The organism is Paenibacillus sp. JT31N17, assembly GCF_056269255.1.
Genome location: NZ_JBWDNP010000026.1, coordinates 14,673 through 27,192, shown reverse-complemented (window position 1 = coordinate 27,192; position 12,520 = coordinate 14,673). Strand labels below are relative to the sequence as shown.

The 12,520-nt window shown below is 47.0% G+C and carries 23 protein-coding genes; all 23 read left to right on the top strand.

Annotated features, from left to right (window positions below; translation table 11 throughout):
- Positions 1-118: 118 nt before the first annotated feature.
- The 23 genes from tuf (at position 119) to secY (ending at position 12,433) form a co-directional block, all read left to right on the top strand.
- The gene (gene tuf, locus AC0YOB_RS36980) at positions 119-1,309 is read left to right on the top strand and encodes an elongation factor Tu (protein WP_210046674.1); all 1,191 of its coding nucleotides are present in this window, start codon (positions 119-121) and stop codon (positions 1,307-1,309) included.
- 400 nt (positions 1,310-1,709) lie between these two features.
- A complete protein-coding gene (rpsJ, locus tag AC0YOB_RS36975) occupies positions 1,710-2,018 on the top strand; it encodes a 30S ribosomal protein S10 (RefSeq protein WP_005544556.1) in 309 nt (102 codons plus the stop codon).
- A gap of 41 nt (positions 2,019-2,059) precedes the next feature.
- Entirely contained in the window at positions 2,060-2,683 is a 624-nt protein-coding gene (rplC, locus tag AC0YOB_RS36970) for a 50S ribosomal protein L3 (protein ID WP_210046673.1), read from the top strand.
- A gap of 29 nt (positions 2,684-2,712) precedes the next feature.
- Positions 2,713-3,336 (top strand): 50S ribosomal protein L4, encoded by a 624-nt coding sequence (gene rplD, locus AC0YOB_RS36965; protein WP_210046672.1) that lies wholly within the window; start codon positions 2,713-2,715, stop codon positions 3,334-3,336.
- Positions 3,336-3,626, top strand: coding sequence for a 50S ribosomal protein L23 (rplW, locus tag AC0YOB_RS36960; RefSeq protein ID WP_210046671.1), 291 nt, complete (start codon positions 3,336-3,338; stop codon positions 3,624-3,626). The genes rplD and rplW overlap by 1 nt, the downstream gene beginning before the upstream one ends.
- Before the next feature lie 72 nt (positions 3,627-3,698).
- Positions 3,699-4,529, top strand: a complete 831-nt coding sequence (gene rplB, locus AC0YOB_RS36955; RefSeq protein WP_475790665.1) for a 50S ribosomal protein L2 — start codon at positions 3,699-3,701, stop codon at positions 4,527-4,529.
- 67 nt (positions 4,530-4,596) lie between these two features.
- A complete protein-coding gene (rpsS, locus tag AC0YOB_RS36950; protein WP_189000472.1) occupies positions 4,597-4,878 on the top strand; it encodes a 30S ribosomal protein S19 in 282 nt (93 codons plus the stop codon).
- 43 nt (positions 4,879-4,921) lie between these two features.
- The gene (rplV, locus tag AC0YOB_RS36945) at positions 4,922-5,257 is read left to right on the top strand and encodes a 50S ribosomal protein L22 (protein ID WP_210046669.1); all 336 of its coding nucleotides are present in this window, start codon (positions 4,922-4,924) and stop codon (positions 5,255-5,257) included.
- A 13-nt stretch (positions 5,258-5,270) separates the two neighbouring features.
- On the top strand, positions 5,271-5,939 hold the full coding sequence (gene rpsC, locus AC0YOB_RS36940) for a 30S ribosomal protein S3 (RefSeq protein WP_210046668.1): 669 nt from the start codon (positions 5,271-5,273) through the stop codon (positions 5,937-5,939).
- A gap of 3 nt (positions 5,940-5,942) precedes the next feature.
- Positions 5,943-6,377: a 50S ribosomal protein L16 gene (gene rplP / locus AC0YOB_RS36935; RefSeq protein WP_210046667.1), complete on the top strand. Its 435-nt coding sequence runs from the start codon at positions 5,943-5,945 to the stop codon at positions 6,375-6,377.
- On the top strand, positions 6,367-6,567 hold the full coding sequence (gene rpmC / locus AC0YOB_RS36930; RefSeq protein WP_210046666.1) for a 50S ribosomal protein L29: 201 nt from the start codon (positions 6,367-6,369) through the stop codon (positions 6,565-6,567). The genes rplP and rpmC overlap by 11 nt, the downstream gene beginning before the upstream one ends.
- A 56-nt stretch (positions 6,568-6,623) precedes the next feature.
- On the top strand, positions 6,624-6,887 hold the full coding sequence (gene rpsQ / locus AC0YOB_RS36925) for a 30S ribosomal protein S17 (RefSeq protein WP_189000461.1): 264 nt from the start codon (positions 6,624-6,626) through the stop codon (positions 6,885-6,887).
- Between the two features lie 43 nt (positions 6,888-6,930).
- Positions 6,931-7,299: a 50S ribosomal protein L14 gene (gene rplN / locus AC0YOB_RS36920; protein ID WP_210046665.1), complete on the top strand. Its 369-nt coding sequence runs from the start codon at positions 6,931-6,933 to the stop codon at positions 7,297-7,299.
- A gap of 46 nt (positions 7,300-7,345) precedes the next feature.
- Complete coding sequence (rplX, locus tag AC0YOB_RS36915; RefSeq protein ID WP_210046664.1) at positions 7,346-7,699, top strand: 50S ribosomal protein L24; 354 nt, start codon at positions 7,346-7,348, stop codon at positions 7,697-7,699.
- Between the two features lie 32 nt (positions 7,700-7,731).
- On the top strand, positions 7,732-8,277 hold the full coding sequence (gene rplE, locus AC0YOB_RS36910; RefSeq protein WP_210046663.1) for a 50S ribosomal protein L5: 546 nt from the start codon (positions 7,732-7,734) through the stop codon (positions 8,275-8,277).
- 20 nt (positions 8,278-8,297) lie between these two features.
- Complete coding sequence (locus AC0YOB_RS36905) at positions 8,298-8,483, top strand: type Z 30S ribosomal protein S14 (protein WP_169281342.1); 186 nt, start codon at positions 8,298-8,300, stop codon at positions 8,481-8,483.
- Positions 8,484-8,515: 32 nt separating this feature from the next.
- The gene (gene rpsH, locus AC0YOB_RS36900; RefSeq protein WP_189000457.1) at positions 8,516-8,914 is read left to right on the top strand and encodes a 30S ribosomal protein S8; all 399 of its coding nucleotides are present in this window, start codon (positions 8,516-8,518) and stop codon (positions 8,912-8,914) included.
- Between the two features lie 30 nt (positions 8,915-8,944).
- Positions 8,945-9,487, top strand: a complete 543-nt coding sequence (rplF, locus tag AC0YOB_RS36895; protein ID WP_210046662.1) for a 50S ribosomal protein L6 — start codon at positions 8,945-8,947, stop codon at positions 9,485-9,487.
- A 65-nt stretch (positions 9,488-9,552) separates the two neighbouring features.
- Positions 9,553-9,918: a 50S ribosomal protein L18 gene (rplR, locus tag AC0YOB_RS36890; RefSeq protein ID WP_210046661.1), complete on the top strand. Its 366-nt coding sequence runs from the start codon at positions 9,553-9,555 to the stop codon at positions 9,916-9,918.
- 31 nt (positions 9,919-9,949) lie between these two features.
- The gene (gene rpsE / locus AC0YOB_RS36885; protein ID WP_210046660.1) at positions 9,950-10,447 is read left to right on the top strand and encodes a 30S ribosomal protein S5; all 498 of its coding nucleotides are present in this window, start codon (positions 9,950-9,952) and stop codon (positions 10,445-10,447) included.
- Positions 10,448-10,460: 13 nt separating this feature from the next.
- Positions 10,461-10,640 (top strand): 50S ribosomal protein L30, encoded by a 180-nt coding sequence (rpmD, locus tag AC0YOB_RS36880; protein ID WP_189000446.1) that lies wholly within the window; start codon positions 10,461-10,463, stop codon positions 10,638-10,640.
- A gap of 50 nt (positions 10,641-10,690) precedes the next feature.
- The gene (gene rplO, locus AC0YOB_RS36875; RefSeq protein WP_210046659.1) at positions 10,691-11,131 is read left to right on the top strand and encodes a 50S ribosomal protein L15; all 441 of its coding nucleotides are present in this window, start codon (positions 10,691-10,693) and stop codon (positions 11,129-11,131) included.
- Positions 11,132-12,433: a preprotein translocase subunit SecY gene (secY, locus tag AC0YOB_RS36870; protein ID WP_210046658.1), complete on the top strand. Its 1,302-nt coding sequence runs from the start codon at positions 11,132-11,134 to the stop codon at positions 12,431-12,433. It begins immediately after the preceding gene.
- Positions 12,434-12,520: the final 87 nt, after the last annotated feature.

The following is a 12,520-nucleotide window of genomic DNA, read 5'->3' as shown; positions in this document are numbered from 1 at the left end:
CTTTTACAACTTAAGTCTTACAAGTTGTACTTTGGCCAAATGATGACCTGCCCAATAGGCTCGCTCATTATGGCCGATCACATATACAATCTTTTCATATTAAGGAGGAATTAGTTCAATGGCTAAGGCAAAATTTGAACGTAATAAACCGCACGTTAATATCGGTACAATCGGTCACGTTGACCATGGTAAAACAACGCTGACAGCAGCCATCACGACCGTTCTTTCCAAAAAATATGGTGGTGCAGCAATTGCATTTGACCAAATCGACAAAGCACCGGAAGAGCGCGAGCGCGGTATCACAATCTCCACAGCTCACGTTGAGTATGAAACGCCAGCTCGTCACTATGCTCACGTTGACTGTCCTGGACATGCCGACTATGTTAAGAACATGATCACAGGTGCTGCACAAATGGATGGAGCGATCCTCGTTGTATCCGCATCTGACGGTCCAATGCCGCAAACGCGCGAGCACATTCTGCTCTCCCGCCAAGTAGGCGTTCCTTACATCGTCGTTTTCCTGAACAAATGCGATATGGTTGAAGACGAAGAGCTGCTGGAGCTTGTTGAGATGGAAGTTCGCGACCTGCTCAATGAATATGAGTTCCCAGGCGACGACACACCGATTATCCGCGGCGCTGCTCGTGAAGCTCTGCAAAACCCAGAAGGTCCTTGGGCTGACAAAATCATCGAACTGTTCGAGCAAGTTGACACGTACATCCCGACTCCTGAGCGTGACGTATCCAAACCGTTCCTTATGCCGGTTGAGGATGTATTCACAATCACAGGCCGTGGTACAGTTGCAACTGGCCGTGTAGAGCGTGGCGTTGTTAAAGTATCTGATGAGGTTGAAATCATCGGACTTGCTGAAGAAAGCCGCAAATGTGTTGTTACGGGCGTAGAAATGTTCCGTAAACTGCTTGATTCTGCTCAAGCTGGTGACAACATCGGCGCATTGCTTCGTGGTGTTGAGCGTAAAGATATCGAGCGCGGACAAGTACTGGCTAAACCGGGTTCGGTTAAGCCACACACAAACTTCACTGCTCAAATCTACGTTCTTACTAAAGAAGAGGGTGGCCGTCACAAACCTTTCTTCACTGGTTACCGTCCACAGTTCTACTTCCGTACAACGGACGTAACTGGCATCATCAACCTGCCAGAAGGAACTGAAATGGTTATGCCTGGCGACAACATCACCGTAACGGTTGAGCTGATTGCTCCAATAGCTCTGGAAGATGGAACTCGCTTCTCGATCCGTGAAGGTGGCCGTACTGTAGGCGCCGGCGCAGTAGCAAGCATCCAAAAATAAGACGATGCGGCATTAGCCGCAAGTCTTGGATCAAGCCCTCACCTCGGTGGGGGCTTTTTTATATCAATTATCCACAGGTGAGTAATTAATGAACTATAGAATATCAAAGAGGCACAATGATGAATGTGTTAGCTTGAAATCAGGAGATTGAATCGTAAATCCCTCCAATTAAGATGTATATTATAGAAGAAACCCAACTGATTGAAATATGTCTGCAATTTACTAAAAATAATGTTGCATTCGCCTAACGATTCAGATATAATAGTGAACGTTGGTCTGCGACGTTGCGATGATGCGAGAGGTTGCCGACACACACGGCTCCTTTGCCATGAGGGGCGTGCCGGGTTTTTCTCGTGGAGTATGTCCGATACTAAATTGGGCGATAGAAGGAGGGACTTATATGGCAAAGCAAAAGATTCGTATACGCTTGAAAGCGTACGATCACAGGATTCTTGACCAGTCTGCGGAGAAAATCGTAGAAACTGCGAAACGTTCCGGGGCAGGTGTATCTGGGCCGATTCCGCTTCCGACAGAGAAGCAAATCATCACCATTCTGCGTGCGGTACACAAGTACAAGGATTCAAGGGAGCAATTCGAAATGCGCACTCACAAGCGTTTGATCGATATTGTTAACCCAACGCCGCAAACGGTCGATGCATTGATGCGCTTAGATCTGCCATCCGGTGTCGATATTGAAATTAAACTGTAATTTTTGCATAACGGAAACAAGAGAGGAAATGAGGTGTCAACATGAAAGGTATCTTAGGTAAAAAACTTGGTATGACGCAAGTGTTTACTCCTGAAGGTAACGTGATCGCGGTTACGGTTATCGAAGCAGGACCTTGTGTTGTTCTACAGAAGAAAGACCAAGAAAATGACGGCTACGAAGCGGTACAACTTGGTTTCTCAGACAAGAAAGAAAAAAGAGCGACTAAGCCGGAAATCGGCCACGCTAAAAAAGCCGATTCGGCTCCTAAGCGCTACGTTCGTGAAATTCGCGGCATTACCATTGGCGAATATGAAGTTGGCCAACAGTTGAAAGCTGACTTGTTCGCTGAGGGCGAATTTGTTGACGTAACAGGTATTTCCAAGGGTAAAGGATTCCAAGGTAACATCAAACGTTGGGGCCAAACCCGCGGTCCAATGGCTCACGGATCGCGTTACCATCGTGGACCGGGTTCGATGGGTTCGATTCAAGCGAACCGCGTACCAAAGGGCAAACGCCTTCCAGGTCACATGGGACATGAAACGATCACGATTCAGAATCTTGAAGTCGTGCGCGTTGATGCCGAACGCAATGTACTGCTCATTAAAGGTTCCATTCCGGGCCCTAAAAATAGCTTTGTAAAAGTAAAACTCACGGTTAAGAAATAAATAACCCTTTAAGAAAGGAGGAACATGAAATGCCGAAAGTAGCAATTTTTAGCGTGAACGGTTCACAAGTTGGCGATATCGAATTATCCGAAACGATATTCGGAATCAAGCCAAACGTTCACGTCCTGCATAGTGCGGTACTGCTTCAGCAAGCTTCGGTTCGCAGAGGCACGCATAAGACGAAAGGCCGCTCGGAAGTACGTGGCGGCGGTCGTAAGCCTTGGAAACAAAAAGGTACGGGCCGTGCGCGTCAAGGTAGCACACGCTCACCACAATGGGTAGGCGGTGGAACGGTTTTTGGACCGACTCCTCGCAGCTACAGCTTCAAACTGCCGAAGAAAGTTCGTCGTCTGGCGATCAAATCGGCTCTATCTTCGAAAGTAATCGACAATGATATCATTGTTCTGGATCAATTGGCGTTTGCTCAACCGAAGACAAAGGAATTCACAACGATCCTTGGCAACCTCAAGGTAGCTCGCAAAGCACTTGTTGTAACAGCTAACTACGAAGACAATGTTGCATTGTCTGCCCGTAACATTCCGGGCATCAAATTCGTTGCAGCCGATGGCATTAATGTTCTGGATGTCATGACTTATGACAAACTGATTATTACCAAAGAGGCAGTTGAGAAAGTACAGGAGGTGCTTGCGTAATGAAAAATCCTCGCGATCTTATCAAGCGCCCGATTATCACGGAACAAACAAGTGACTTTATGGCAAATAAACGTTATGTTTTCGAAGTGGATATCCGCGCTAACAAAACAGAAATCAAAGATGCCATCCAACAAATTTTCAAAGTTAAAGTTACTAGTGTTAACACTATGCGCGTTCCGGGTAAACCGAAACGTCAAGGTCGCCACAGCGGATACACATCCGAGTGGAAAAAAGCTATCGTGCAATTGAGCGCGGAAAGCAATGAACTGGAATTTTTTGAATCGGTATAAGCCAATTGCTGAGGCTAATAGTCCTCGGGCAAGCAGCTTTGCCGTAAGATAACGGTTAAGGAGGGAATCGAAGTGCCAGTTAAGAAGTATAAACCGACATCTCCAGCTCGTCGTGCTATGTCCGTATCGACGTTTGAAGAAATCACGACAAGCACACCGGAGAAATCGTTGCTTGCTCCGCTTTTCAAAAAAGCCGGACGCAATAATCAAGGTAAAATTACGGTTCGTCACCATGGTGGCGGCCATAAACGTAAATACCGGATTATCGACTTTAAGCGCAACAAAGATGGTGTAATAGGTAATGTTGCGACGATCGAATACGATCCGAACCGTACCTCGAACATAGCACTTATCCACTATGCGGATGGTGCAAAAAGCTACATTATCGCTCCAAAAGGTCTGAAAGTCGGCTCGCAAATCGTGTCCGGCGCAGATGCAGATATCAAAGTCGGTAACGCATTACCGCTGGAGAACATTCCGGTTGGTACGGTTATCCACAATATCGAGATGAAGCCTGGCAAAGGCGGACAGCTGGTTCGTGCTGCTGGAACAGAAGCTCAACTTCTTGGTAAAGAGGAAAGCTATGCGGTTATCCGTTTGTCCTCTGGTGAAGTTCGCCGTATTCTGAAAACCTGCCGTGCAACAATCGGATCTGTTGGCAACGAGGATCACGAGCTCGTGAAAATCGGTAAAGCCGGCCGTTCCCGTTGGCTGGGCAAACGCCCTGAAGTTCGTGGTGTTGTTATGAACCCGAACGATCACCCGCATGGTGGTGGTGAAGGCCGTGCACCAATCGGACGTAAATCGCCAATGTCTCCATGGGGCAAACCAACCCTTGGCTACAAAACGCGTAAGAAGAAAAAAGCATCGAGCCAATACATTGTTCGTCGTCGTACGAAGTAATAGGTGCATGAGCGCCGCCGCGTGACGCGCTGCGTCACGCAAAGCCAGCGTGAAGGGAGGATCATCTATGGGTCGCAGTTTGAAGAAGGGTCCGTTTATCGACGGCTACCTGCTGAAAAAAGTTGAAGTGCTGAATGAGGCGGACAAGAAGACGGTTGTTAAAACCTGGTCTCGCCGTTCAACCATTTTCCCTCAATTCATCGGTCATACATTCGCTGTTTATGACGGTCGTAAGCATGTACCGGTTTATGTAACGGAAGATATGGTTGGTCACAAACTCGGTGAGTTCGCGCCGACACGTGTATACAAAGGACATGGTGACGACGACAAGAAGACAGGCCGTCGTTAATCAATAACAAGTTTCGAATGATCGATCGAGAGGAGGTTCAACGATGCAAGAAGCTAAAGCGAGCGCTAACCACGTCCGCATTGCACCTCGCAAAGCACAGCTGGTTGTGGATTTGATTCGCGGCAAGCAAGTCGGCGAAGCAATCGCGATTTTGCGCCATACGCCAAGATCCGCTTCCCCAATCGTGGAGAAGCTGCTTAACTCCGCTATTGCAAATGCGGAACACAATTACCAATTGGATATAAACAAGCTGGTCGTTGCTCAGGTTTTTGTAAACCAAGGACCAACAATGAAACGTTTCCGTCCGCGCGCCATGGGTCGTGCAAGTCGGATTAATAAAAGAACCAGCCACATTACTTTGGTGGTATCCGAAAAATAAGGAGGGACAACGTGTGGGACAAAAGGTAAATCCGGTTGGTCTACGTATCGGTATTATCCGTGACTGGGAATCCAAATGGTTCGCAGGCAAGGATTTCGGCGAGCTGCTTATGGAAGATGTCAAAATCCGTGAGTATCTCAAGAACAAATTGAGAGATGCGGCTGTATCCCGCTTTGAAATCGAGCGTGCTGCAAATCGCGTTAACGTAACAATCTATACAGCCAAGCCTGGTATGGTTATTGGTAAAGGCGGTTCCGAGGTTGAAAACCTTCGCTCCGAGCTTGCTAAAATCTCCAAAGGCAAAAAAGTACACATCAACATTTCTGAAATCAAGCATCCGGAGCTGGACGCAATTCTTGTTGCTGAAAGCATTGCCCAACAGCTTGAGCGTCGTGTATCGTTCCGTCGTGCTATGAAACAATCCATTCAACGGACTATTCGTTCCGGAGCAAAAGGAATTAAAACAGCAGTCAGCGGTCGTCTGGGCGGTGCGGAAATCGCGCGTTCGGAAGGATACAGCGAAGGCACAGTGCCGCTTCATACGCTTCGTGCCGATATTGACTACGGTACAGCTGAAGCACATACCACTTACGGCCTCATCGGCGTAAAAGTATGGATCTATCGTGGCGAAGTCCTTCCTACGAAGAAGAAAGCTGCTGCTCCCCAGGAAGGAGGCAACTAATCAATGTTGGTGCCAAAACGTGTCAAACACCGTAAACAACAACGTGGTCACATGAAAGGTCGCGCTAAAGGCGGTACTGAAGTTCATTTCGGTGAATTCGGCCTCCAAGCGCTGGAGCCATCATGGATTACCAACCGCCAAATCGAAGCTGCCCGTATTGCAATGACTCGTTATATCAAACGTGGCGGTAAAGTTTGGATTAAAATTTTCCCTGCTAAGCCAATTACACAAAAGCCGCTTGAAGTTCGGATGGGTAGCGGTAAAGGTAACGTTGAGAAGTGGGTAGCTGTTGTAAAACCAGGCAAAGTATTGTTTGAACTTGCAGGTGTTTCGGAAGAAATCGCTCGCGAAGCAATGCGTCTTGCCGCTCACAAGCTTCCAATCAAAACGAAGTTCGTGAAACGTGAAGAAGTGGGTGGTGAAGCAAATGAAAGCTAATGAATTTCGCAACCTAACCTCTGCTGAGCTTGAACAAAAAGTGAATGGTTTTAAAGAGGAGCTTTTTAACCTTCGTTTTCAGTTGGCCACTGGTCAATTGGAAAACCCGACACGTATTCGTGATGTGCGGAAGGATATCGCTCGTGCCAAAACCATTCTTCATGAAAGAGAACTCGGAATTAGCAGCTAATTGCTCCTATCCCGGGAACGATATGCAGGTTCTATCGTAAGAAAGGAGGATGAACAATGAGCGAACGTAATGCGCGCAAAGTTCAAATCGGAAAAGTCGTGAGCGACAAAATGGATAAAACCATCGTGATTGCTGTAGAAACCTACAAAAAGCATGATCTTTACCATAAACGCATCAAATACACGAAGAAATTCAAAGCACATGATGAGAACAACCAAGCTAAGATTGGCGATACTGTCAAGGTTATGGAGACTCGTCCGCTTTCAAAAGACAAACGGTTCCGCCTTGTCGAAATCGTTGAAGCAGCTATTATTTTGTAAAAATGCTTGTTTTTAAGCATTTGGACGGAAGGAGGACGTTGAAATGATTCAACCATTTACGCGTTTGGCCGTTGCTGACAACTCTGGCGCGAAAGAATTGATGTGTATTCGTGTACTGGGCGGTACTGGACGTCGTGTAGGCCATATCGGCGATTTGATCGTTTGTTCCGTTAAACAAGCAACACCAGGTGGCGTTGTCAAAAAAGGTGATGTTGTTAAAGCGGTTATCGTACGTACGAAGCGTGCGGTTCGCCGTAAAGACGGTTCATATATCTCATTTGATGAGAATGCAGCGGTTATCGTAAAGGAAGACAAAAGCCCGCGCGGTACACGTATTTTTGGACCAGTTGCTCGTGAACTTCGCGATCGTGACTTTATGAAAATCGTATCGCTTGCACCGGAAGTTATCTAAGAAATCATCTTGCGAACCATACGCAAGAATGCAGGAGGTGTAACTCATGCCACGCTTGAAAAAAGTGTTAGAGTCCCATAACAATAAATTGCACGTCAAAAAAGATGACACGATCATGGTCATTACCGGTAAAGACAAAGGCAAGAAAGGCCGCGTCATTGCTGCGTATCCACGAGAAAATCGTGTTCTCATCGAAGGCGTCAACATGGTGAAGAAGCATACTCGTCCTTCCCAGCTTAACCCGCAGGGTGGAATTATCGAGCAGGAAGCGCCAATTCACGTTTCAAATGTTATGCACATTGATCCAAAGAGCGGTAAAGTAACCCGTATCGGATACAAAACGCTCAACAATGGTAAAAAAGTCCGGGTCGCTAAAAAATCCGGTGAGGTAATCGATTAATTGACCGATAGCGGAAAGGAGGTCCACGTTACATGGCTACAACAAGATTGAAAGATCGTTTCCTGAATGACATTACGCCTGCTCTGATGCAGAAATTTGATTACACCACCGTCATGCAAGTGCCGAAAATCGAGAAAATTGTTATCAACATGGGTGTTGGTGAAGCTGTTTCCAACTCCAAAGTGCTTGACACTGCTGTTGAAGACCTTCGCTTGATTTCCGGACAGAAGCCGGTAGTCACACGCGCGAAGAAATCCATCGCTGGTTTCAAACTTCGCGAAAATATGCCAATCGGGGTTAAAGTTACATTGCGCGGCGAGCGCATGTACTATTTCCTTGATAAACTGTTTAACGTAACGCTCCCACGCGTTCGCGACTTCCGCGGCGTATCGAACAAAGCGTTTGATGGTCGTGGTAACTATACACTCGGCTTGAAAGAACAACTTATCTTCCCGGAGATCGAGTATGATAAAGTTGATAAAGTGCGTGGTATGGACGTCGTCATCGTCACGACGGCAAAAACGGACGAAGAGGCTCGTGAACTGCTGACCCAAATGGGCATGCCGTTTGCGAAGTAATCCACAGGAGGTACTACCAAGTGGCAAAAACTTCGATGAAGATCAAGCAACAGCGCACACCGAAATTCAAAGTGCAAGCTTATACACGCTGTGAGCGTTGCGGCCGTCCGCATTCCGTTTTGCAAAAGTTTAAAATTTGCCGGATTTGTTTCCGTGAATTAGCATACAAAGGCCAGATTCCTGGCGTTAAAAAAGCAAGCTGGTAATCAGCTTAAGTATCGGGAAGGAGGTTCTCACAATGGTTATGTCTGATCCGATTGCAGATATGCTCACGCGTATCCGAAACGCAAACGTTGTGCGTCATGAGACGGTTGAAATGCCTGCTTCGAAGGTGAAGAAGCAAATCGCAGAAATTTTGAAACGCGAGGGCTTTATCCGCGACGCTGAGTATATCGAAGATAGCAAACAAGGGATTATCCGTATCTTTTTGAAATACGGTCCCAATCAAGAACGTGTCATTACCGGGCTGAAACGTATCAGCAAACCGGGACTGCGCGTATACACGAAAAGCACTGAAGTCCCTCGTGTTCTAGGCGGCCTTGGAATGGCAATCATTTCAACGTCTAAAGGGGTTATGACCGATAAAGAAGCACGCCAAGTGAAATCGGGCGGCGAAGTCGTCTGCTACGTTTGGTAAGAAACTGTCACAACGATTGGAGGTGTAACAATGTCTCGTATTGGCCGTAAACCGATCCAAGTACCAGGTGGCGTAAACATCGACTTGGACAACAGCTTTATTACAATTAAAGGACCGAAAGGTTCGCTGAGCCGCACGATTCACAAGGACATGAAAGTGGTTGTGGAGGACAGCGTAATCACAATCGAACGTCCGACAGACAATAAATTGCACCGCTCCCTGCATGGCACAACGCGCAGCGTTATCGCTAATATGGTGAGTGGCGTAACTGAAGGTTTCACGAAATCACTGGAGCTCGTGGGCGTTGGTTACCGTGCAAGCAAGGCCGGTGACAAAGTTGTCCTTAACGTTGGATACTCCCATCCGGTTGAAATCACGCCTGAGGGCGGCATCGAGTTTGACGTTCCTTCGAACACCAAGATCATCGTTCGTGGTATCGACAAAGAACTCGTTGGCGCAACTGCTGCAAAAATCCGTTCTGTACGTGAACCAGAGCCGTATAAAGGCAAAGGGATCAAGTACGAAGGTGAGCGCATTATTCGTAAAGAAGGTAAAGCCGGTAAGAAAAAATAAACAGCTTTTGCAGCTGTTTATTCGGATAGCATCATAAAGGACAGTAAGAAAGGAGTGTACAACGAATGATTACAAAAGGCGATAAAAACAAAGCGCGTTTAAAACGTCACCTGCGTGTTCGCAAGAAAATCAATGGAACCGTGCAGCGTCCGCGTCTTGCTGTATTCCGTTCCTCCAAACACATCTATGCACAACTGATTGATGATGTTCAAGGGGTAACGATTGCATCGGCTTCTACGCTGGATAAAGAAGTTACTGACGTAGGCAACGGCGGCAACGTTGAATCGGCTCGAAAAATCGGTGAGCTCATCGCTGAACGCGCGAAAGCGAAAGGCGTTGAGAAAGTCGTTTTCGATCGCGGTGGATACTTGTACCATGGTAGAATACAGGCTCTGGCTGATGCGGCTCGCGAAGCTGGACTTCAATTCTAATTGAGAAACCTTAATAAGGAGGTAAAACGACTTGCGTATAGATCCGAATACTTTAGAACTGACTGAGAAAGTAGTTCAAATCAACCGCGTATCCAAAGTTGTAAAAGGCGGACGCCGTTTCAGCTTTAGCGCGCTTGTAGTTGTCGGAGACGGCAAAGGATATGTGGGCGCAGGAATCGGCAAAGCGGGCGAAGTTCCGGATGCCATCCGCAAAGGCATCGACGATGCCAAGAAAAACCTGATCCATGTACCACTTGTTAAGACAACGATCCCGCATCTGGTTCTTGGACATTTTGGCGCAGGACGCGTATTGCTCAAACCGGCATCGGAAGGTACCGGAGTGATTGCAGGCGGTCCTGTTCGTGCCGTTCTTGAGCTTGCAGGAGTAGGCGACATTCTTACAAAATCACTGGGTTCTTCGAACTCCATGAATATGGTTAACGCAACGCTTGAAGGGCTTTCCCGCCTGAAACGCGCTGAAGATGTTGCCAAACTGCGTGGAAAAACCGTACAAGAGCTTTTAGGTTAAGGAGGGGAACACGATGGCAAAATTGCAGATCACCCTCGTTCGCAGCCTGATTGGTCGTAACGAGAAGCAACGTGCAACGATTCAATCGCTGGGACTGCGTAAAATTCGTCAATCGGTTGTCCATAATGATAACCCGGCAGTCCGTGGTATGGTGAACACTGTCAGCCATATGGTCAAAGTTGAAGAAGTATAAGATAAAGTGCCGCTTGCGGCACAAGAAATTATAAGGAGGTGCAACCTACGATGAAATTGCATGAGCTCACACCAGCACCAGGATCCCGCAAAGAAGCTTTCCGCAAAGGGCGGGGTATCGGCAGCGGTAACGGCAAAACAGCTGGTCGTGGTCATAAAGGTCAGAACGCCCGTTCCGGCGGTGGTGTTCGTCCAGGTTTCGAAGGCGGACAAAACCCGTTGTATCGTCGTGTTCCTAAACGCGGCTTTAACAACCCATTCCGTAAAGAGTATGCGATTGTGAACATCGATGAGTTGAACAATTTTGCAGCCGGCACTGAAATCACGCCAGAGTTGCTTATCGAGCAAGGAATTGTCAAAAACCCGCAGAGTGGTATTAAAGTTCTCGGCAATGGCGATATCACTGTTCAACTTACGGTAAAAGCAAACAAATTCTCTCAATCTGCGGTAGAGAAAATCCAGGCTGCCGGCGGTAAAACCGAGGTGATCTAATTGTTCAAGACCGTGTCCAACATTTGGAAAGTGGAAGACCTTCGCAAGCGGATTTTGTTCACATTGTTCATCTTGCTCGTTTACCGGATTGGTTCCTTTATTCCGGTGCCAGGCGTCAATAAAGATGTATTTAAGAGTGTTGACCAGTCCGGAGCTGATTTGTTTGGTTTGCTGAATACATTCTCAGGTGGAGCATTGTTCCAGTTCTCGATTTTCGCGATTGGAATTATGCCTTACATTACGGCTTCCATCATCGTGCAATTATTGTCGATGGATGTCATTCCTAAATTTGCCGAGTGGGCAAAAGAAGGAGAAAATGGAAAACGCAAGCTTGCACAAATTACACGTTATGGTACGATCGTACTAGGGTTAATTCAAGGTTTCGGTACGGCGATTGGATTTAACCGTCAATACCAGTACGAAATGATTCCAGGTGCAGCGTTTGGTGACTATCTGATGATAGCCATCGTCCTGACAGCAGGTACAGCCTTCCTTATGTGGCTCGGTGAGCAGATAACGGAGAAAGGTATCGGCAACGGGATCTCGGTCCTGATCTTTGCCGGTATCGTTGCTTCCATTCCGCGGCACATTCGATCTATCTATACACAAGAGTTTGTAGATGCTGGAGACACCCTTTTTCTTAACATCATAAAAGTGGTTGTTCTTCTCATCGTTATAGTCGCGATCGTGGTTGGGGTTATCTTTGTCCAACAGGGAATTAGAAAAATACCGGTTCAGTATGCTAAACGCGTAGTTGGACGTAAAATGTACGGTGGTCAATCTACACACATTCCGCTGAAAGTGAACGGGGCAGGCGTTATTCCGGTCATCTTCGCGTCATCGCTTTTGTTATTTCCCGTTACCATCTCACAGTTTTGGTCAACACATGGCTGGGCGGTATGGGTAAAGGATAATTTGACATATGACGCGCCTCTGGGTATGGTACTGTATGTAATATTGATTCTGGCATTCACGTTCTTCTATACCTTTGTACAAATTAATCCGGTACAAATGGCTGACCAGATGAAGAAAAATGGAGGCTACATTCCAGGCATACGCCCTGGTAAGCCAACCTCTTCTTATATCACACGAGTCATGTCCAGAATCACACTGAGTGGTGCGATATTCTTGGCACTCATCTCAATTTTGCCGGTTATATTCGGTAAAATGGCTGGCTTGCCGGCAGATGTCAGACTCGGCGGAACCTCGCTGCTTATCGTTATCGGCGTTGCGCTTGATACGATGAAACAAATCGAGACCCAATTGATCAAGCGCCACTATAAAGGGTTTATCAATAAATAACGATAGGTTCAAAATCGGGCTTCCGTTCAAGTTATAGCGTAACGGAACCCGCTTAGAGCCTATTGTGCTTAAAGCGAGGAACACGCT

What these genes read in the sequence shown, in the direction of transcription:
- tuf (WP_210046674.1), top strand. Translation starts at nt 119, where the DNA reads ATGGCTAAGGCAAAATTTGAACGTAATAAACCGCACGTTAATATCGGT.
- rpsJ (WP_005544556.1), top strand. Translation starts at nt 1,710, where the DNA reads ATGGCAAAGCAAAAGATTCGTATACGCTTGAAAGCGTACGATCACAGG.
- rplC (WP_210046673.1), top strand. Translation starts at nt 2,060, where the DNA reads ATGAAAGGTATCTTAGGTAAAAAACTTGGTATGACGCAAGTGTTTACT.
- rplD (WP_210046672.1), top strand. Translation starts at nt 2,713, where the DNA reads ATGCCGAAAGTAGCAATTTTTAGCGTGAACGGTTCACAAGTTGGCGAT.
- rplW (WP_210046671.1), top strand. Translation starts at nt 3,336, where the DNA reads ATGAAAAATCCTCGCGATCTTATCAAGCGCCCGATTATCACGGAACAA.
- rpsS (WP_189000472.1), top strand. Translation starts at nt 4,597, where the DNA reads ATGGGTCGCAGTTTGAAGAAGGGTCCGTTTATCGACGGCTACCTGCTG.
- rplV (WP_210046669.1), top strand. Translation starts at nt 4,922, where the DNA reads ATGCAAGAAGCTAAAGCGAGCGCTAACCACGTCCGCATTGCACCTCGC.
- rplP (WP_210046667.1), top strand. Translation starts at nt 5,943, where the DNA reads ATGTTGGTGCCAAAACGTGTCAAACACCGTAAACAACAACGTGGTCAC.
- rpmC (WP_210046666.1), top strand. Translation starts at nt 6,367, where the DNA reads ATGAAAGCTAATGAATTTCGCAACCTAACCTCTGCTGAGCTTGAACAA.
- rpsQ (WP_189000461.1), top strand. Translation starts at nt 6,624, where the DNA reads ATGAGCGAACGTAATGCGCGCAAAGTTCAAATCGGAAAAGTCGTGAGC.
- rplN (WP_210046665.1), top strand. Translation starts at nt 6,931, where the DNA reads ATGATTCAACCATTTACGCGTTTGGCCGTTGCTGACAACTCTGGCGCG.
- rplX (WP_210046664.1), top strand. Translation starts at nt 7,346, where the DNA reads ATGCCACGCTTGAAAAAAGTGTTAGAGTCCCATAACAATAAATTGCAC.
- rplE (WP_210046663.1), top strand. Translation starts at nt 7,732, where the DNA reads ATGGCTACAACAAGATTGAAAGATCGTTTCCTGAATGACATTACGCCT.
- rpsH (WP_189000457.1), top strand. Translation starts at nt 8,516, where the DNA reads ATGGTTATGTCTGATCCGATTGCAGATATGCTCACGCGTATCCGAAAC.
- rplF (WP_210046662.1), top strand. Translation starts at nt 8,945, where the DNA reads ATGTCTCGTATTGGCCGTAAACCGATCCAAGTACCAGGTGGCGTAAAC.
- rplR (WP_210046661.1), top strand. Translation starts at nt 9,553, where the DNA reads ATGATTACAAAAGGCGATAAAAACAAAGCGCGTTTAAAACGTCACCTG.
- rpmD (WP_189000446.1), top strand. Translation starts at nt 10,461, where the DNA reads ATGGCAAAATTGCAGATCACCCTCGTTCGCAGCCTGATTGGTCGTAAC.
- rplO (WP_210046659.1), top strand. Translation starts at nt 10,691, where the DNA reads ATGAAATTGCATGAGCTCACACCAGCACCAGGATCCCGCAAAGAAGCT.